This window comes from Mucilaginibacter psychrotolerans (assembly GCF_004519315.1).
Lineage (GTDB): Bacteria > Bacteroidota > Bacteroidia > Sphingobacteriales > Sphingobacteriaceae > Mucilaginibacter > Mucilaginibacter psychrotolerans.
This window is the reverse complement of sequence record NZ_SOZE01000001.1, coordinates 258,543-277,055: the sequence shown is the minus strand read 5'-3', so window position 1 is coordinate 277,055 and position 18,513 is coordinate 258,543. Positions and strand designations below refer to the sequence as shown.

Sequence of the window (18,513 nt, the reverse complement as noted above, 5' to 3'; positions counted from 1 at the left end):
ATACTATAGGTTACCAATGATAAGAAAGGGCTACGCCGGGGATATACACATTGCTGTGGAAGGTGCCGGATAACTGTGTTTCGATATTGGTTTGGGTGCGGGTAAACAGGTGTTCAAACTCAAAAGAAAGGTCGATATCCAAACGTTTGGCCAGCTTATAGCCAATGCCGCCGGTTAAGTAGTAACGGTTGGCATCAGGTACTTCGGGAGTTACGTAGCCATCCTTAACAGGTGTTGCCGCATAGCCGCCGCCAAAGCGCAGGGCCAGTTTATCGGTGTATTTATATTCGGCACCGGTGCGCAGGGCAAAGGCGTTTTTATAGTTACGTGGCGAATAAGTATCTGCCAGCGCAGATGTATTAGAAGCATAGTCAAAAGCAAGCGCCTGGTAGCTACTCCAACCTACAAAATTCGCATCAAACGCTACGGTCCATTTATTTGTTGGATAAAAGCCCAGGCCTAATGATAAAGTAGACGGTAACGGTATACCCGCGTTAAACGTATTGGGCTGCGGAAAACTTGCGGCTAAGGATGTAGGTACTGTAAAAATGGCATCGCCGTTTTTCACTTTGGTATCCACCTTAGAACGGAAATCCAACCCCGCGGTAAACGTTTTGGTTTTCAGGAAGATGCCCGCGTTCCAGCCATAGCCTTTGCCGGTACCTTCTAATTTGGCCTGGCCCGGATTGCCGCTGGCATCGGCCAGAGGTATTGCCCTGCGCAAGTCAACACTGGCATGGTTGTAAACAAAGCCCGCGCCTACACTTAAGGCATTGGTTAATTTATAACTGAGCGTTGGCTGAAAGAATATCGCCTTTAGGTTGAGACTTTGGACCGCATACTTGCCAACCCAATCGGTACCCCAATCGGTAAGGCCACCGAAAGGTGTATAAATACCCATGCCGAATTTCCAGCGGGCATCTTTTGGGCCCCATACGCCATAAGCCTGTATAGGCGTGGCTACACGGTCTTTAGTAAAATACTTGTCGTTGGTGCCTGTTGGATTGAAACCCGATTTAAACCACAAAGGGCTTATGCCTGCCGATACGGAGTTTTGCGGCAGCATGGCAATAGCGCCCGGGTTAAAGAAAACAGAGGCTCCATCCTGCAGCAGCCCGGTGCCGGTATGGCCCATACCTATTTGTTTCTGGCCGCCCAGGTTTACCTGGAAACCCTGCGAATAAGCAAAAACAGGGGCACACCACATCAATAGCAGTAATAGTTTTTTCATTAATTAAGATTTAGCGTACAGAAAAATATGGTTTATAATTGGGTTTCAAAACTACAGAAATTGTATTAATAAAAACACCAAAAAAATCTTAGCATAACTATTTAAATATTTGGCAATAAACCTTAACTTTGCGCCTCTGAAATAGTGCCTTTACTTGAAAATAAAGGTTCTGTTTCATGTTAAATTTCTTTATAACACCAGGTAATATATGCCAAACATTGGAAAAATATCAAGGATCATCGGTCCGGTAGTTGACGTAAGTTTCGCTAATGACGCACATCTTCCTAAGATTTACGATGCGCTTGAGATCACTAAGGACAACGGACAAAAAATCATTTTAGAGGTTCAGCAGCACTTAGGCGAAGATCGTGTGCGCGCAATAGCGATGGACTCTACCGACGGTTTACTGCGCGGTATGAATGTTTTAGACACCGAAGCTGCAATCAAAATGCCGGTTGGCGATGCCATTAAAGGCCGTGTATTTAACGTAGTTGGTGATGCTATCGATGGTATCCCTAACCTTGACAAAACCAATGGCCGCTCTATCCACAACACGCCTCCACGTTTTGAGGATCTGTCAACCGAAACTGAAGCCCTTTTTACAGGTATCAAAGTTATCGATTTGTTAGAGCCTTATGTAAAAGGTGGTAAAATTGGTTTGTTTGGTGGTGCTGGTGTAGGCAAAACAGTATTAATTCAGGAACTGATCAACAACATCGCGAAAGCTTATGCAGGTTTATCTGTATTTGCTGGTGTAGGTGAGCGTACCCGTGAAGGTAACGACTTACTGCGCGAGATGCTTGAATCGGGCATTATAAAATATGGTGATGCATTTATGCACTCGATGGAAGCTGGCGGCTGGGATTTGACAAAGATCGACGCTGAAGCTTTGAAAGAATCAAAAGCAACCTTCGTTTTCGGCCAAATGAACGAGCCTCCCGGTGCACGTGCACGTGTGGCATTATCAGGTCTAACCCTTGCAGAGTACTTCCGCGATGGTGACGAAGAAGGCAAAGGCCGCGATATCCTTTTCTTTATCGATAACATCTTCCGCTTTACCCAGGCAGGTTCTGAGGTATCGGCACTATTAGGTCGTATGCCATCTGCAGTAGGTTACCAGCCAACGCTGGCAACAGAGATGGGTACCATGCAGGAGCGTATCACTTCAACAAAACGTGGTTCTATCACATCTGTACAGGCCGTTTACGTACCTGCGGATGACTTGACTGACCCTGCACCGGCAACAACATTTGCCCACTTAGATGCTACAACCGTACTTTCGCGTAAAATTGCCGAGTTGGGTATATACCCTGCGGTAGATCCACTGGATTCTACCTCACGTATCCTTAGCGCAGCTATATTAGGCGACGAACACTACAACACTGCTCAACGCGTTAAAGAAACCCTACAGCGTTACAAAGAGCTTCAGGATATCATCGCCATCTTAGGTATGGACGAGCTTTCCGAAGAAGATAAATTAACCGTATCTCGTGCACGCCGTGTTCAGCGTTTCCTTTCACAGCCATTCTTCGTGGCAGAGCAGTTCACTGGTTTACAAGGTGTATTGGTTGATATTAAAGATACCATCAAAGGTTTCAACATGATTATGGATGGCGAAGTAGATGAATACCCTGAGGCAGCATTCAACCTGGTGGGCAGTATCGAAGACGCTATTGAAAAAGGCAAGAAATTATTGGCAGAAGCTAATAATTAATAGAATCAAGAAATAAGAATCAAGAATCAGGACAGGAAAAAATCTTGTATCTTGATTCTTGGCTCTTTAATCTAACGCAACATGACATTAGAAATCCTTACTCCTGATAAAAAAGTTTTCGAAGGCGAAGCTACTTCGGTAATTCTACCTGGTACTTTAGGCTCTTTCGAGATCCTGAATAACCACGCGCCTATCATCTCTACCCTTAACGATGGCAAACTTGTGGTAAGGGAAGGCGGTAAAGAAGATACCTTTTTTATTAAAGGCGGCGTAGTAGAAGCTTTAAACAATAAAGTAACTGTACTGGCAGAAGGCATTACCCACAAGTAATCGTTTTTTGTACTGATATTGAAAAGGCCCGGACAGCGATGTTCGGGCCTTTTTTTGTGGGGTGCTTTTTGTGCTATGCTCAAAAAAAAGTAGATTTGTTTAAAGGGGATAGAGTTATGACTACATTAACCATGCGGCAAAAATTAATGAGTTATCTGGCGGATGCCGAGGACAACAAAGTAAAAGCTATTTATACTTTATTAGAAAGAGATATCGATGAAGAGGATGCCGTTCTATTATCTGAAGAACAATTCGACATTTTAGAGCATGAGCAAGAATTACATTTAACAGGCAAATCCAAATCTTACACCCGAGACGAGGCTATGCAAATAATTAGAAGGCAACGAGAACTGTAATGCCTCAATTGATTATTAAACCCCGGGCAATCCAAATGGCTCAGGAGGCATACGATTGGTACGAAGAACAGCAACAAGGATTAGGCGAATTATTTTTAAAGGAATTGCAGCGCTGTTTCGATAAAATTGAAGACTGGCCATTGTTATATGCAAAAATCAAAAAAGACTTTCGTCAGATAGTTTTACATACCTTCCCTTATGTTATTGTATTTGAAATTATGGAGGGTGACGTAATAGTTTACGCAGTCTTTCATACCAGCCGAAGTCCCCGCAAAAAATTCAGAAGATAGTTTGTCAACGACGATATTTCATTAATGATGCCATCTCTGCCTATCAGCTGGTATGGTCACACACAATCTTCCACTCACCCTTTATCTTCCTGAACCATAACGTAAAATACCCGCCGGGTGCGTCCTTTTCGCGTTTAAGGCTCCAGGCGCCCATTACAAAGGCATCGTTCTTGCCTAGCAGTTCTATCTTATCCAACCGGAAGGTAAGTTCGCCCATGGCGGCCTTATCGGGGTAGCCTTTTTTATAATTATCCAGCGTAACCTGCCAGCCGTAAGCCGGCCCGCGCTTGCCGATAAACATCAGCGAATCAGACTTCCAGTAGCCTTGCATAAAGCCTTCCAGATCGCCTTTGCTCCAGGCGATTTGCTGGTCGGCCATTAGTTTTACGATAGCCTGCCTGTCTTTATTCTGAGCGAAACAGAAACAAGAGGCAAGGATAAGGAGACAAGAGAGAAGATATCTTTTCATTCAACTAATATAAACACGATTTAAGGATTTTCTTGATTAACACGATTGAAAAAAAATCCTGCTATCTTTTTTCTGAACCATGATTTGCCTGATTAAAGGATATCCTGATGTAGCGGAATAATCCTATAATCCTTCAATCAAGTAAATCACGGTTCAGATAATTAAAAAATCTTGTCAAATCCTTAAATCCCTTAATCCTGTCCGTTCTTCCCAAACAAAAAAATCCTGTCAAATCCATAAATCTTTCAATCGTGTCAAATTTTATTAGCTTTATGCTTTAATCTTTCAGCTCAAAAACCAATTTATGAACAAACAAATCTTGTGCTTCGGCGAAGTTTTATGGGATGCCTTTGGCGATGTTAAAAAGGCTGGCGGCGCGCCTATGAACGTGGCACGCCACCTTGTGCAGCAGGGCAACAATGTATTGTTTGCCAGCAGCGTAGGCACCGATGCCTCTGGCAATGAACTTACGACCTTCCTGCAAGAGAACGGCCTTTTCAGCGAATTGATTCAGCGCGACGAAAAACTACCTACCTGCGAAGTAACGGTACAGCTAGACGAAAACAATACGGCCACTTATATCATACCTCAGCCGGTCTCCTGGGATAATATAGGCTTTACCGAACCTTTAGAGGCAGCCTCTAAAAAAGTAGGTGCGATTGTTTTTGGCAGCCTGGCTTGCCGCGAGCAGGCTTCTTTCGAAACGCTGCTCAACGTGCTCGATGAAAGCGACGCGCTTAAAATATTCGACGTGAACCTGCGCCCGCCTCATTTTACCATGAGTACCATAGAAACCCTGGCCGCACGTGCTGATGTAATAAAGATGAACGAGGAAGAAGCCGAACTGCTTATTCACGGCAGCAGCGGCGATCTGAAACAAAAGATAGAGGAGTTCCAAAGCAAGTTCCACACCAAAATTATCTGTGTAACCCGCGGCGAGCATGGTGCCATCATTTGGAATGATTACCAGTATTACGAGCACCCCGGCTGCAAAGTTTGCGTGGTAGATACCGTTGGGGCGGGCGATTCGTTCCTGGCAACGTTTATTACGGGCTTGCTTAACGGTACCCCCATGCAAGCCCTGCTGGAAAAATCATGCGCGGTAGGCGCGTATGTAACCACCCAGCGTGGCGCCAACCCGGTTTATAATGTTGAGGAGGTAGTAGCTCAGTTTTCTTGATACGGAGTACTGGTTCTTTTTTACTTTGATTTTCAATTAGTTATATACCTATTTAAAAAATAATTATAATGTCTATAGGAATTATAGATTTTATAATTATTTTTGTGATGTAATCGTTCTTTAAAAATACTTATCCAGAAAGACAGAGGGAAAGGCCCTATGATGTCTTAGCAACCTGTACCGGCTTCGCGCGTGGTGTAAGGTGCTAATTCCTGCTCCGCCAACGCGGAGACAGATAAGCTGATTTAAAAGAATAAAGGTATCCCCAACGATGTCCTTATCTTGCCGACGGCTCCCCTTTCTCCCACAAATTTTATTGGATAAGTTTTGACTATTGATTAACCTATAGCGTTATATTGCTATACAAAATATTAAAATTAAAACTTACAACTATGAGCTTACGAATTGGCGATGAAGCCCCAAACTTTAAGGCACAAACATCCCTTGGCGACATTGATTTTTACGAATACCTGGGCGATAGCTGGGGCGTATTATTCTCTCATCCTGCAGATTACACCCCTGTTTGCACCACCGAACTCGGTAAAACTGCCTCCCTTAAGGATGAGTTCGAGAAGCGTAACGTGAAGGTTATTGCGTTGAGCACGGATAACACCGAATCGCACAAAGGGTGGATAAAAGATATCAACGAAACCCAGGGCGTGGAAGTCACTTTCCCAATCATCGGCGACGAGAGCCGCGAGATATCCCAGGCTTATGACATGATACACCCCAACGCTTCGCTTACGGCTACCGTGCGCTCGTTGTTCATCATCGGCCCCGATAAAAAGATAAAACTGATCATCAGCTACCCGGCATCTACCGGCCGCAATTTCCAGGAGATACTGCGCGTGATAGATTCATTGCAGCTTACCGCTTACCACAGCGTAGCCACCCCGGCCGATTGGCAAGACGGCGAACAGGTGGTGGTACTGCCATCTATTAAAACAGAAGATATCCCCGCTAAGTTCCCTAAGGGCTTTGTAGAGGTAAAACCATACTTGCGCTTAACGCCGCAACCGAATAAATAACAAGAAAAGCATAAAGTCGCGTGGCCGAGAGGATAGGTGTGGGTCTGCAAAACCTTTAACGGTAGTTCGAATCTACCCGCGGCGTCTAAAAAAGTGGATAAATAATTAGTTTTCATTAGCGACAGGCAAGCAAGCCTGTCGCTTTTTTTGTATCGCCCTATTTGATTTACAGCAGGCAATACCTCACCTTTAAGGCATCAGTAAACCCAACACATGGCAATAGAAATACGCAAAGCAAGGCCTGCAGATTACGACGGCATCTGGGAGATATTCTCCACCGTAATAAAATCCGGTGATACTTACGCGTTCGACCCGGCAACAACACGCGAAGGCATGATGGAATACTGGCTTACGCCCGGTATGGAAACCTTTGCAGCGGTTGAAGATGGCAAGGTGATAGGCACCTACTACCTTAAACCCAACCAGGTTGGCCTGGGCAACCATACCGGCAACTGCGGCTATATGGTGCATCCCGGTGCACGGGGCAAGGGTCTGGGCGCCATGCTTTGCGGACATTCTATAGCAACGGCAAAGGCAGCCGGGTACCTGGGTATCCAGTTCAACTTCGTGGTTTCAACCAATGCAACCGCCGTTAAGCTGTGGCAAAAACTGGGGTTCACCATCATCGGCACTACGCCAAACGGTTTCCGGCATCAGCAATTAGGTTTGGTAGATACCTATATCATGTATCAGGCGCTATAAGCTACTATGTAAGGCGTGTTAAAAATATCGAAGACCGAATTTTGAACACCGAATAATGAAGTAAAGCTTCCAAAACTTCGGCGTTGGATATTCAAAATTCACTATTCGAAATTAAATTGCTGTTTGAATTTCGACCGATTAAACTCCGTTCTTCCTTACGCACCAGGTAGTCATACAGCGCAGGTTTTGCACGTTGGTGGTTTTAATAGGTTCAAATAACGCGCCGCCCAGCAAATGGGTGTACTCCAGTAATATCTGCTCGTTTACCAGGAAGCGTTCGCTGCCATCGGGCAGCAGGTAACGGCTGTTGCCCAAAGGGGTAACCAGCACTTCTATGCCTATATCCGATGCCAGACGGGCAAACAGGTAGCCCCCTGGTTTCAGCACCCTCCACATGGAGCGCAACATGGCATCGAATTGGTTGCTATCCTGCGCGAAATGCAAAACCGCACTGCAGATAACGAGGTCAAAAGCAGCGTCTGCAAAAGGCATATCCTCTGCCGGGCAGCAGGTAAAATTTCCTGCGGGATGATTGGGTGCCAGCATTGCCGATAAAGCCTGTGCATCTACTAGGGCGTCCGGGTTTGGGTCGATACCGTAAACCTCGTAACCATTCTGCAAAAAGTAAACGATATTGCGCCCGCCGCCGCAGCCAACATCCAGCACCTTATGGCAGTCGTCAAACCGGCCTTTCAGTAGCTGGTCGAACAGGTAGATATCGATATTACCGTATAGTTGTTGCAGGTTGTTTTGCATAGGGTAAAGGTAGTGTTTGTCTGAACCAGAATGATGTGCAGATTTCAGATTTCAAATGTGCAGATGAAACTTCACCACCGCATTGCTGATGTTCACAATCAAGGGACCATCAGAATTTGCACATCTGAAATCTGTACATCTGCACATTTAGCCGCTCATTTTTATTATTTTCGTACCCGCACATGCGCAATTAATAAAATGGACTATCAATTTAAGGATATAGAGAAAAAGTGGCAGCAGTTTTGGGCCGATAACCACACCTTTAAGGCCGAAAATAAAACCGACAAACCCAAGTACTACGTGCTGGATATGTTCCCTTACCCAAGTGGTGCGGGCCTGCATGTTGGTCACCCGCTGGGCTATATAGCTTCTGATATTTTTGCGCGTTACAAGCGCCTGAAAGGCTTTAACGTATTGCATCCCATGGGGTACGATAGCTTTGGCCTGCCGGCCGAGCAATACGCCATACAAACCGGACAACACCCTGCGGTGACTACCGAGGATAACATTGCCACCTACCGCCGCCAGCTTGACCAGATAGGGTTCTCCTTCGACTGGAGCCGAGAGGTGCGCACCAGTGAAGCCGGTTACTATAAATGGACGCAGTGGATATTTATGCAGCTGTTCAACAGCTGGTATAACAAGGATGCCGATAAAGCGGTATCGATAACTGATTTGGTCGCTCATTTTGAAAGCAAAGGCAGCGCCGGCATCAACGCCGTGTGCGATGAAGAGATACTGAGCTTTACCGCCGAAGAGTGGAAAGCCTTTACTGAACAGGAGCAACAAGCCGAATTGTTGAAATACCGCCTTACCTACCTGCGCGAAAGTACCGTAAACTGGTGTGCCGCCCTGGGTACCGTATTGGCTAACGACGAGGTAAAAGACGGCTTTAGCGAGCGCGGCGGCTACCCTGTTGAGCAAAAGAAAATGATGCAGTGGAGTATGCGCATTACCGCATACGCCCAGCGCCTATTGGATGGTTTAGATACCATTGACTGGCCGGAACCGCTAAAAGAAATGCAGCGTAACTGGATAGGCAAGAGTGTGGGCGCGAGCGTGAAGTTCCCATTGGATAAATCTACGCACCTTGCGGGTTTAAGCGCTGACTATATTGAAGTATTCACCACCAGGGTTGATACTGTTTTCGGGGTAACTTTTATGGCCATAGCACCAGAGCATGAATTGGTTGCTGCTTTGACCACACCCGAGCAGAAAAACGATATAGAAGCATACATTGCCAAAACCAAAAAGAAAAGCGAGCTTGACCGTATGGCCGATACCAAAACCGTATCGGGCGCATTTACGGGCAGCTACGTGCTGAACCCGCTGAATGGCGAGAAGATACAATTGTGGATTGCCGATTACGTGCTTGCCGGTTACGGTACAGGAGCCGTAATGGCGGTACCAAGTGGCGACCAGCGCGATTATTTGTTTGCCAAGCACTTTGATTTGCCGATAGTGCCGATTATCGATATACAAAACATAGAAACTGAAGCCGACCCGACCAAGGAAGGCAAATACATCAATTCGGAATTCATGAACGGTTTGGATTACAAGGCAGGTACTGCCGCGGTAATTGCCAAACTGGAAGAAATTGGCGCGGGTAAAGCCAAAGTAAACTTCAGGATGCGGGATGCTATTTTTGGCCGCCAACGCTACTGGGGAGAGCCGGTACCGGTTTACTTTAAAGATGGCTTGCCATACTTAATCGATGAAAGCGAATTGCCATTGATATTGCCCGAGATAGATAAATACCTGCCAACTGAGACGGGCGAACCGCCATTGGCGCGTGCCACCGGCTGGAGCTACAAGAATCAAGAATCAAGAGACAAGAAACAAGAAGAAGGCTTTTCTTACGAGCTAAGCACCATGCCTGGTTGGGCGGGCAGCAGCTGGTATTGGTACCGCTACATGGATGCCAATAACAGCGAAGAATTTGCATCTCAAGAAGCTATCGAATACTGGAAAGCTGTCGATTTGTACATTGGCGGTAGCGAACATGCCACCGGGCACTTGCTGTACAGCCGTTTCTGGAACAAGTTTTTGAAGGATATCGGCAAAACGCCCGAAGAAGAGCCGTTCAAAAAACTGATTAATCAGGGGATGATACAGGGACGGAGTAACTTTGTGTATCGTTTATTTTTACAGTCTGGCGAGGAGTTGGAAAGGAATTTCGATGAAATAAATAAAGGCAAGCCGCTATTTGTATCCGCTAAATATGCAAACGAGATATTATCGACAAAAATTTTACCAATTGGTTATACAAAAGAAACCAGTTTCAAGGATATTTTAATTGGACAACTTGGCAAAGACGCGCTAAGTGAACATGTTGTTGACAATTCGTTATTTGTACAAAAACTACATGTTGATGTAAACATAGTTAATAACGAAGTCTTAAATATTGAAGCTTTTAAAAAGTGGCGCCCGGAATATGCGGAGGCAGACTTTGTTTTAGAAGACGGCAAATACATCTGCGGTTGGGAAGTCGAAAAGATGTCGAAATCCAAGTACAATGTAGTTAACCCAGATGACCTGATTGAACGCTACGGTGCAGACACCCTGCGCATGTACGAAATGTTCCTGGGCCCACTGGAGCAAAGCAAGCCATGGAATACCAACGGCATCGAAGGCGTGTTTAAATTCCTGCGTAAATTCTGGAGGCTTTTCCATGATGCGGATTGGAACTTTAACGTAAGCAACGCCGAGCCAAGCAAAGCAGAGCTGAAATCGCTGCACAAGATCATCCAGAAAGTGGAGCAGGATGTGGAGCGTTTCTCGTTCAATACTTCTGTTTCCAGTTTTATGATAGCGGTAAACGAATTAACAGAATTGAAATGTAACAAACGCGCCATCCTGCAAGATCTGGTGATTACGCTGGAGCCATACGCACCCCATATTTGCGAGGAGCTTTGGGTATTGCTGGGTAATGAGGCCGGCACCATATCCTACGCCACCTATCCTAAATTCAACCCGGCTTATTTGGTAGAGGATGAGTTTAGCTACCCTATCTCTATCAACGGTAAAATGAAAACCAATATCGCGTTATCATTAAGCCTCGGTAACGATGAGATAGAGGCCACCATCCGTGCCCATGCCGATGTATTGAAGTACCTGGATGGCAAAGAGCCCAAAAAGGTAATCGTGGTAAAAGGCAGGATAGTAAATATTGTGGCGTAATACGTCTGAACTCGAATTTGTTGAATTTGGTGAATTGACAGAATTAAAGGCATTCTGTTAATTCGGCAAATTCCCCTAAAATTCGAGTTCAGACAAATTCCATTTCAGACAAATATTATACAGCCCCGTAACCGTTTGCATCAGCAGCGATTACGGGGCTTTTTTATTCTTCTGTTCAAAAGCCTATCGCACCGCCAAGATTGGTAAACCCACTCCTGGCCACAACCTTTCGGTTTCGGCTAAAAACTGATCAAATTAAATACCACCAGCATCACATACTGCAGCACCAGCACCCCATCCAGGTAAAAGAAATAGTAGTACTCGTTGCGCTCCCATTTAGCGCGAAAGATGAGCCAGCCCGTAAGAATGGCCGTAGTTGTAAGCGCAAAGAAATCGGTGCTGAAGCCATTATTGCGGAACATGAATAGCAGTACTACATAGCCGGTAAGCAATACCTGGCAAAACAGGTAGGCATTCCGTTCGCCCCAGGCAACGGGGATTGTTTTAAGTCCCGATTGCCTGTCGTGAAACAAATCGCGGATATCGAAGGGCACCGTTAGCGCGCCGATAAACAGGGAACGCTTGGCAATCAATACCATGGTATCGCGCAGGGATACATCGGCAAGGTGCAGGTTTTCAGCTTCAAGTATGGGCAGCAATACGCAGCTCAGTGCCCATACCAAAGTTATTAGGAAGGGTTTTAAACCCGGGATATTGCGCAAGCCAAACTTATGCTCGCCTATAGTGAAAAGCGGGATGCTATAGCAAAACGATAGTATGGAAAGGAATACCAGCAATATGCGGGCTTCCATCGATAACAGGAAGAACAATGGGATAAGCGACAGCAGCGATACGATGGTGAAGGTTACCATGAGCCGGTAATGTGCAAAGAACCAACGTACGCGCCTGTAGGGAGAAGCCTCGGGCTTGGCGGGCTTGGTAAGCAATATGCTGAAATTGTAGATGCCTAATGTAGAGGTAAACAATAGCCAGGCCACGGCCGGTATAGGTTTTGACCCAATGAGGTGGAAGGTTACCATAGCCTGCGCCACAGCACAAAGCGACATGAACAGGTTACTGAACAGGATGAAATCGAATACCGAACGGGCAAAGTTTTTCATTGGCAACCACTGTGGCTCGGCCCTGAGGTAATTTTAGGCTTTTAGAGATGGGTCGGCTCCGGCTTTTAATGTAAAAATAGTAATCTCCGGCAATATTCCAATCCGCCCGGGATAGCCTAAAAAGCCGTAACCCACGTTCACGTAAATCTGCTGATGCGCTTCGCGGTAGAGGCCTGCCCATTCGGTGTACACATATTCTATCGGGCTCCACTGGAAATCGGGCGTACGCACGCCAAACTGCATACCATGGGTATGGCCGCTGAACATGGCATCTATCTGTGGATACTTAGGTATTACCTCGGCCCGCCAGTGCGAAGGGTCGTGCGAGAGCAGCAGTTTTACGGGCAAATCGTCGGTATCTACTACGGCCTTATCCATGCGCCCGTATTTGGGGAAGCGGCTCATCTCGCCCCAATTGCCTATGCCCAAAATGCCTATTTCTGCGTTCCCCACCTTTAAGCGGCGGTTTACGTCGACTAGTAAATCCCAGCCCAGTTCTTTATGGGCGGCTACCATATCGGCATTATTTTTAGCTTTATCGGCAGGCGTCGGCCATTTGCCATAGTCGCCATAATCGTGGTTACCTAAAATGGAGTACACGCCCAGCGGGGCACGTACTTTGTTAAATACGTCTATATAGTGTTTAACCTCCCATGTCTGGCCGTTCACCAAATCGCCGGTAAAAAATATCACATCTGCTTTTTGTTTAAGCAGCATTTCTACGCCGGCTTTCATTTGCCATTTGCTATGGAAACTGCCCGAGTGGATGTCTGATATCTGCCCTATACGCATACCATCAAAAGCTTTGGGTAGGTTGGGCAGGTAAAGATCTATGTTTTGCACCTGATAATCGTACAGGCCTTTGCTCATGTTGTGCTTAATGCCGTACAAGGGTATAGCGCCGGCAAGCAGGCCCGCTTTCATCAAAAACTCCGACCGCGGGATAGATTTGAATGTAGGTTCTTCTGCAGCAACAGTAGCTTCATTAGTTGCAGTGGCGGTAGCAGTATTGGGGGAAGAGGTAGCAGTTGCCGCGGCGGTAGCAGTATCCTGTTTTTTGTTTTTACGGATGAGGTAAACGACAAATCTGCGTACATCATCTACCAAAATAAACAGAACGTAAAATATCTTGAAGATAAATGTAATGAAAAACAGGAACAACAAGGCACCGCGTAGGCCCACGCCACCCATTTGCACATATATTGCCGAAAACAGCCCCGTTATTAAAAATATCGAGGAGCCCCAGTAAAAACGGTTAAACCACTTTTTATGGATGAACTTCTTTTTATTGAAAGCCGTTTGCAGGCCACGCAGGATATAGTAATCTATAGCCAGCAGCACGATGATGAGCAGTATGGTAATTGCAGGTCCCTGCATTATGTATTAAGCTGGTGAAACGTTTTTGTTAGTAGCGGTCGTCGTCGATATCCATATCGTCGTCGGGCTGTAAGTTAAACAAGCTATTGAACATATCCGAGAAAGCAAAGCCATTATCTAAAAATCCCTTGTTCAGTTGCGAAAACTCAGCCAGCCCATGCAGTATAAACTCCTGTAACAGTAATGATTGGTTCTCGCTTAAACGCGGGTGGAATTTCTTCACGATTTCCTTTAGGCCCGGTACAGCGTTCAGTAATTTTTTGTATTCCTGCGCGGGTAGGCCATCTACCAGGGCTATGCTGTTGCCATCGCCAAACCAATTGATGATTTCGGCATAGGGGTTGGGTGCTTTTGCTTTCTTGGCTTTCTCCGGATCGGGGAAGAACTGCAGCAATAGGGTTTTGATGGCTTTACCAATCAGGATATTAGCCACTTTCCCCGGGCCTTCAAGCTCGCCTTCGTAAACCAGTTCTATTTTACCGGTGATGGCGGGGATAACGCCCAGGAAATCGGAGATGCGTACGAAGGTTGATTTTTCCCCATTGATAATCATCCTGCGCTCGGCGTTGCTGATGAGGTTTTCGTAAGCCGATATCGTTAAACGTGCGGATACGCCCGATTTTTTATCGATGTATTCTGATGCGCGTGCCTCAAATGCAATCTGCTCTACCAAATCCTTTACTAAACCATCAGCTTCGATATTGCTGCGCTGCTCTTTAGTGAGCATAGCTTCCTGCTGGGTTATCTTCCGCGATATTTCTACCGTGCGCGGGTAGTGGGTGAGTATCTGGCTCTCTATACGGTCCTTGAGCGGCGTAACGATGGAACCACGATTGGTATAATCTTCGGGGTTAGCAGTGAATACGAATTGCAAATCCAAAGGTAGGCGCAGCTTAAAGCCACGTATCTGTATATCCCGCTCCTGCAAAATATTGAACAGCGATACCTGGATGCGTGCTTGCAAATCGGGCAATTCGTTTATCACGAAGATGCCACGGTGCGCACGCGGTATCAAACCAAAGTGGATAACGCGCTCATCCGAGTAAGTCAGCTTCATAGTGGCAGCCTTTATCGGGTCAACATCGCCAATTAAATCAGCAACGGTAACATCCGGCGTAGCCAGCTTTTCGGTATAGCGTTCGCTGCGGTGTACCCAGGCAATAGGGGTATCATCGCCATGGGCTTCGATGGTGTTGTGACCATACCAACTGATAGGCGCCAATGGATCGTCGAACAATTCGGAGCCTGCTATATAAGGCACGTACTCATCCAAAAGGTTCACCAACAACCGCGCAATACGCGTTTTTGCCTGCCCACGCAAACCCAGCAGCAATATGTTATGGCGAGAGAGGATAGCCGTCTGCAGATCGGGGATAACGGTATCCTCAAAACCAACGATACCTTCAAAACCGCCTTCTTTATTTTGTAATTGGGTAATCAGGTTAGCCCGCAACTCATCTTTTACCGACCGGCTCACATAGCCCGTTTGCTTAAGCTGACCAAGTGTTGTTATATCTTTTTTACTCATGCTTCTTTTTTATTGTCACCGATTGCACCGATTTAATTGATTTCACCGATAACACCGATTATTTTTTATATCACCGATTACATTGATTAAAATGATTTCACCGATGGCTTTTATTTATTTCTTTTATCCTGATTCTTGCAGCGCTGCTTCTCAAAAACTCCCCCTTCAGGGGGTTGGGGGGCTCGCGCCTAACGTACGTTCTTCCTTCTGTTCTTCGCGTAATCCTCAAAAATGTATTCGCCTAAATTGTTCAGCGAGCTGTAGAAAGCTTTGCCGCCGTTAGTTTCGGTAAACTTACGCACAAACTGTTGCAGGTAAGGGTCCTTGGCTATCATAAACGTGGTGATCGGTATTTTGAGCCTCTTGCATTGCGCCGCCATGTTCAGCGTTTTGTTCACTACTTTCCTATCCAGCCCGATGCTGTTTTTATAATATTTGGTGCCTTCCTTTAAGCAGGTAGGCTTGCCATCGGTTATCATAAAAATCTGCTTGTTGCTCGTTTTACGGCGGCGAAGCATATCGGTGGCCAGTTCCAGCCCGGCGTAGGTGTTGGTATGGTAGGGGCCAACTTGTAAGTAAGGCAAATCCTGCAAGGTAATGGGCCAGGCATCATTGCCGAACACCACAATGTCTAGAGTATCCTTGGGATATTTGGTGCGGATAAGCTCGGCCAGGGCCATCGCTACCTTTTTTGCCGGGGTAATACGGTCCTCGCCGTACAAGATCATCGAGTGCGAAATATCGATCATCAGCACCGTAGAGGTAAGGGTTTTATAGTCCATCTCCTCCACTTCCAGATCTCGCTCGGTCATCATGAAATCGCTACCGATGCCGTGGTTTACCTGCGCATTCTGGATAGACTGCGTCATGTCTATCTGGTCCAAACTGTCGCCAAACTCAAATTCGCGGCGCTCAGCGTTTTTTTCATCGCCCTGCCCGCTTTGCGGAGAGCGGTGGTTGCCCTTGCCCGATTTCTTCAGCTTTCCGAAGATTTCTTCCAGGGCCGATTGCCTGATGCTTTGCTCTGTTTTGGCGGTGATGTTGAAATCGCCGCTCTGGTTGTCCTCATTCAGATAGCCTTTTTGCTTCAGCTCGTCAATGAAATCGCCCATGCCATACTCATCGTTGGTGAGGTTGTATTGCTTGTCGAGCTCGTTAAGCCAGGCCAAAGCTTCGCCGGCATCACCTGCGGTATAGTTAAGCAACTCTAAAAATAACTTCAGTAATTCTTCAAATCCGCCTTTGGGGATTTGGTTGGGTGTGAACTTCGTAAATCCGTAACCGCGCATGTTGTACCCTTTCTTAGCATAAAGTAACGGATTATTTCATTCAAAAGTTTGGGTGAACAGGCATTTAAACTCAATTGTTATGCTGATATGACAAACACATGTTGGTAAGTGTAATGCCACACTGATGATGTGCAGGCATAATGAGCCGAAAAACGCTCTCTCACTGAAAGCAAGCTATTTATTAAAATTAAGGGCATTCTTAAGGCTTTTATGAAACAGCCCAAAAAATGCCCGAAAAGTAAAAAAAGGATCATAAGAAGCGAAAAAAAAGCAGATTCTCGAAAGTTTTTTGTCCGAAGGACTTCTATGGAGAAACTTTAAGCCTGCTTTTGCGCTGCGTGATTTTCCGAATTTCTATAAAATAAAAACCGGACAAAACACGCTGCCCCAAAAGCAACCCAATAACTATGCATCACAGCCTATTTTCCGTTCAGTTTTTTAATAAGGTCAACCTCTTCCTGGCGGTAAGGCGTGCCATCTTTCCTAAAGATATCGTGAAACCATTCTTTCGGCTCGCTACCATCCGGGATAGGGTTATCCCAGGCGTATATGGTGTTGGTTTTACCCATCACAAAGCCCCAGTTCAGCGCGCCTACATTCTGCTTTTTCAGCATAGGCATTACGTTGGCAAATTTGCTACCCCGCGTACGCGCCATGTATTCGGTACAAATAAGGGGCTTGCCGTGACTTTTCAGCAACTGTATCGTTTTAAGGTGCGAGTTCTCGTCGCTATAATCGTGGTAGGTAATCACATCCGAGTTCAGGGCCTGGTAGGCGTTCAGCTTCTCGTAGCTCCAATCCCACAATCCGGCAGATATGGGCTGGTCGGGGTTAACCTCACGGGCCCAGGCAAACACTTTCACAAGCAAAGGCATCGAGGCTTCGCGCTTGCCAGAGTTGCCGGGCTCATTGAATAAATCCCAAAGCAGTATGCGCTTATCGTGTTTAAAGGTGGTCAGTACGTCTTTTACGTAGGCTTCCAGTTCGGGGAATATGCCTGCGTCTTTAATCCGGTTACCTGGGTCCTGCAACCATCCGGAATTGTGGACCCCTGTTTTTGGGGCAGGCTGCTTGCCAATTTTGGCATCAGCGTTCCAGCAATCGTCAAAAAACACAAACATGGTTTGTATGTGGTGCTTACTGGCAATGGCCAGGTACTGATCCATTCGCTTTTTAAAACCGGGTTTATCCTGCTTCCAGGCGAGGCTGTGCAAAAATACCCGCATGGTGTTGAAGCCAAGGCCTTCGGCATAGCCAAGTTCCCTATCTATGGTAGCCGCATCGAAGGTATCGGCCTGCCACATTTCCAACTGATTGATAGCCGTGCTGGGGATAAAATCGCTGCCGCTCATCCACTTGTGCTGCGCATACCAGGCATTGGCCTTAGCAGGTGCCCATATTTTGCCGGCGGGTGCTTTTTGCGCGAAAGCAGTAGCAGAAGTAATTGCGGCAATAATTATCGCCGAAAGAAATGCATAGTGTGTCTTTTTCATAAAATATAATTGGCAGCGATAAATATATAGCTTTAGTTGAGGGTTAACTTAGCATTATAGTCTCATTTTTAAAATCGATACAAATGCGCGAATTAAAACGCAGCGGCCCGCTGCTATTGCGTGTGTGCTGCTGCTTTTTAAGTCGGTTAATAATTATGCGGTAAATCAACCGTTGAGCAATGCACTGTCGCATATATAGCCAAATAATAATTACAACCCTTATCACTTTTCGCCGTATAAGCCCCTTACATACTTTTTAAAGTATGTTTGTTTTTAATGCTATAATGCTAACAATAAGGCTTATAAATTATGATATAATTGATAATTTAGCAGCCCTTTAAGTATCGTGCCAATTAAAGTAAAGCTATATTCCATAAAAATATTGCAACAATGCGGAGTTGTATAGGTTAATAAGGGACTTTTTTGGGCATGTTTATTCGTATTGACGCTATTGATTTTAACAGAACAG

16 protein-coding genes, 1 tRNA gene and 1 riboswitch are annotated in these 18,513 nt (G+C 45.9%); of the genes, 9 read left to right on the top strand and 8 right to left on the bottom strand.

Annotated features, from left to right (window positions below; genetic code table 11):
- Positions 1–10 precede the first annotated feature (10 nt).
- Positions 11–1,231: an OmpP1/FadL family transporter gene (locus E2R66_RS01290; protein ID WP_133229629.1), complete on the bottom strand. Its 1,221-nt coding sequence runs from the start codon at positions 1,229–1,231 to the stop codon at positions 11–13.
- 208 nt (positions 1,232–1,439) lie between these two features.
- Between E2R66_RS01290 and atpD the strand changes: the two genes are divergently transcribed.
- The 4 genes from atpD (at position 1,440) to E2R66_RS01270 (ending at position 3,921) form a co-directional block, all read left to right on the top strand.
- The gene (gene atpD / locus E2R66_RS01285; protein WP_133229631.1) at positions 1,440–2,945 is read left to right on the top strand and encodes a F0F1 ATP synthase subunit beta; all 1,506 of its coding nucleotides are present in this window, start codon (positions 1,440–1,442) and stop codon (positions 2,943–2,945) included.
- A gap of 81 nt (positions 2,946–3,026) precedes the next feature.
- A complete protein-coding gene (gene atpC / locus E2R66_RS01280) occupies positions 3,027–3,275 on the top strand; it encodes an ATP synthase F1 subunit epsilon (RefSeq protein WP_133229633.1) in 249 nt (82 codons plus the stop codon).
- A gap of 116 nt (positions 3,276–3,391) precedes the next feature.
- Complete coding sequence (locus E2R66_RS01275) at positions 3,392–3,631, top strand: hypothetical protein (protein ID WP_133229635.1); 240 nt, start codon at positions 3,392–3,394, stop codon at positions 3,629–3,631.
- Complete coding sequence (locus E2R66_RS01270; RefSeq protein ID WP_133229637.1) at positions 3,631–3,921, top strand: type II toxin-antitoxin system RelE/ParE family toxin; 291 nt, start codon at positions 3,631–3,633, stop codon at positions 3,919–3,921. The genes E2R66_RS01275 and E2R66_RS01270 overlap by 1 nt, the downstream gene beginning before the upstream one ends.
- A 43-nt stretch (positions 3,922–3,964) precedes the next feature.
- Here E2R66_RS01270 and E2R66_RS01265 read toward each other — a convergent pair whose 3' ends face one another.
- A complete protein-coding gene (locus E2R66_RS01265) occupies positions 3,965–4,390 on the bottom strand; it encodes a YybH family protein (RefSeq protein ID WP_133229639.1) in 426 nt (141 codons plus the stop codon).
- 304 nt (positions 4,391–4,694) lie between these two features.
- On the opposite strand from E2R66_RS01265, the gene E2R66_RS01260 reads away from it, so the two are divergent.
- The 4 genes from E2R66_RS01260 to E2R66_RS01250 all read left to right on the top strand — a co-directional run bounded on the left by E2R66_RS01260 (position 4,695) and on the right by E2R66_RS01250 (position 7,300).
- Positions 4,695–5,570: a carbohydrate kinase family protein gene (locus tag E2R66_RS01260; protein WP_133229641.1), complete on the top strand. Its 876-nt coding sequence runs from the start codon at positions 4,695–4,697 to the stop codon at positions 5,568–5,570.
- 127 nt (positions 5,571–5,697) lie between these two features.
- Positions 5,698–5,812: riboswitch (SAM riboswitch) on the top strand.
- A gap of 150 nt (positions 5,813–5,962) precedes the next feature.
- On the top strand, positions 5,963–6,598 hold the full coding sequence (locus tag E2R66_RS01255; protein ID WP_133229643.1) for a peroxiredoxin: 636 nt from the start codon (positions 5,963–5,965) through the stop codon (positions 6,596–6,598).
- Positions 6,599–6,612: 14 nt separating this feature from the next.
- Positions 6,613–6,683: transfer RNA gene (locus E2R66_RS28240), tRNA-Cys, on the top strand.
- Between the two features lie 128 nt (positions 6,684–6,811).
- Positions 6,812–7,300, top strand: a complete 489-nt coding sequence (locus E2R66_RS01250) for a GNAT family N-acetyltransferase (RefSeq protein ID WP_133229645.1) — start codon at positions 6,812–6,814, stop codon at positions 7,298–7,300.
- A gap of 138 nt (positions 7,301–7,438) precedes the next feature.
- Here the strand turns inward: E2R66_RS01250 and E2R66_RS01245 are convergent, their stop codons facing one another.
- Positions 7,439–8,056, bottom strand: a complete 618-nt coding sequence (locus E2R66_RS01245; protein ID WP_133229647.1) for a class I SAM-dependent methyltransferase — start codon at positions 8,054–8,056, stop codon at positions 7,439–7,441.
- 198 nt (positions 8,057–8,254) lie between these two features.
- Between E2R66_RS01245 and E2R66_RS01240 the strand changes: the two genes are divergently transcribed.
- Positions 8,255–11,236 (top strand): leucine--tRNA ligase, encoded by a 2,982-nt coding sequence (locus tag E2R66_RS01240; RefSeq protein ID WP_133229649.1) that lies wholly within the window; start codon positions 8,255–8,257, stop codon positions 11,234–11,236.
- Positions 11,237–11,475: 239 nt separating this feature from the next.
- Here E2R66_RS01240 and E2R66_RS01235 read toward each other — a convergent pair whose 3' ends face one another.
- From E2R66_RS01235 to E2R66_RS01215, 5 genes are all read right to left on the bottom strand, one after another.
- The gene (locus E2R66_RS01235) at positions 11,476–12,357 is read right to left on the bottom strand and encodes a UbiA prenyltransferase family protein (RefSeq protein WP_240049201.1); all 882 of its coding nucleotides are present in this window, start codon (positions 12,355–12,357) and stop codon (positions 11,476–11,478) included.
- 33 nt (positions 12,358–12,390) lie between these two features.
- The gene (locus tag E2R66_RS01230; RefSeq protein ID WP_192901935.1) at positions 12,391–13,734 is read right to left on the bottom strand and encodes a metallophosphoesterase; all 1,344 of its coding nucleotides are present in this window, start codon (positions 13,732–13,734) and stop codon (positions 12,391–12,393) included.
- A 28-nt stretch (positions 13,735–13,762) separates the two neighbouring features.
- Positions 13,763–15,262 (bottom strand): sigma 54-interacting transcriptional regulator, encoded by a 1,500-nt coding sequence (locus E2R66_RS01225; RefSeq protein ID WP_133229651.1) that lies wholly within the window; start codon positions 15,260–15,262, stop codon positions 13,763–13,765.
- A 188-nt stretch (positions 15,263–15,450) separates the two neighbouring features.
- Positions 15,451–16,551, bottom strand: coding sequence for a vWA domain-containing protein (locus tag E2R66_RS01220; RefSeq protein WP_133229653.1), 1,101 nt, complete (start codon positions 16,549–16,551; stop codon positions 15,451–15,453).
- 419 nt (positions 16,552–16,970) lie between these two features.
- Entirely contained in the window at positions 16,971–18,044 is a 1,074-nt protein-coding gene (locus E2R66_RS01215) for a glycoside hydrolase 5 family protein (RefSeq protein WP_133229655.1), read from the bottom strand.
- Positions 18,045–18,513: the final 469 nt, after the last annotated feature.

Excerpts from the sequence above, each read along its gene's own strand:
- E2R66_RS01225 (WP_133229651.1), bottom strand. The coding sequence starts at position 15,262 with ATGAGTAAAAAAGATATAACAACACTTGGTCAGCTTAAGCAAACGGGC.
- E2R66_RS01260 (WP_133229641.1), top strand. The coding sequence starts at position 4,695 with ATGAACAAACAAATCTTGTGCTTCGGCGAAGTTTTATGGGATGCCTTT.
- E2R66_RS01220 (WP_133229653.1), bottom strand. The coding sequence starts at position 16,551 with ATGCGCGGTTACGGATTTACGAAGTTCACACCCAACCAAATCCCCAAA.
- E2R66_RS01240 (WP_133229649.1), top strand. The coding sequence starts at position 8,255 with ATGGACTATCAATTTAAGGATATAGAGAAAAAGTGGCAGCAGTTTTGG.
- E2R66_RS01265 (WP_133229639.1), bottom strand. The coding sequence starts at position 4,390 with ATGAAAAGATATCTTCTCTCTTGTCTCCTTATCCTTGCCTCTTGTTTC.
- E2R66_RS01215 (WP_133229655.1), bottom strand. The coding sequence starts at position 18,044 with ATGAAAAAGACACACTATGCATTTCTTTCGGCGATAATTATTGCCGCA.
- E2R66_RS01250 (WP_133229645.1), top strand. The coding sequence starts at position 6,812 with ATGGCAATAGAAATACGCAAAGCAAGGCCTGCAGATTACGACGGCATC.
- E2R66_RS01245 (WP_133229647.1), bottom strand. The coding sequence starts at position 8,056 with ATGCAAAACAACCTGCAACAACTATACGGTAATATCGATATCTACCTG.
- atpD (WP_133229631.1), top strand. The coding sequence starts at position 1,440 with ATGCCAAACATTGGAAAAATATCAAGGATCATCGGTCCGGTAGTTGAC.
- atpC (WP_133229633.1), top strand. The coding sequence starts at position 3,027 with ATGACATTAGAAATCCTTACTCCTGATAAAAAAGTTTTCGAAGGCGAA.
- E2R66_RS01290 (WP_133229629.1), bottom strand. The coding sequence starts at position 1,231 with ATGAAAAAACTATTACTGCTATTGATGTGGTGTGCCCCTGTTTTTGCT.
- E2R66_RS01275 (WP_133229635.1), top strand. The coding sequence starts at position 3,392 with ATGACTACATTAACCATGCGGCAAAAATTAATGAGTTATCTGGCGGAT.
- E2R66_RS01235 (WP_240049201.1), bottom strand. The coding sequence starts at position 12,357 with ATGAAAAACTTTGCCCGTTCGGTATTCGATTTCATCCTGTTCAGTAAC.
- E2R66_RS01230 (WP_192901935.1), bottom strand. The coding sequence starts at position 13,734 with ATGCAGGGACCTGCAATTACCATACTGCTCATCATCGTGCTGCTGGCT.
- E2R66_RS01270 (WP_133229637.1), top strand. The coding sequence starts at position 3,631 with ATGCCTCAATTGATTATTAAACCCCGGGCAATCCAAATGGCTCAGGAG.
- E2R66_RS01255 (WP_133229643.1), top strand. The coding sequence starts at position 5,963 with ATGAGCTTACGAATTGGCGATGAAGCCCCAAACTTTAAGGCACAAACA.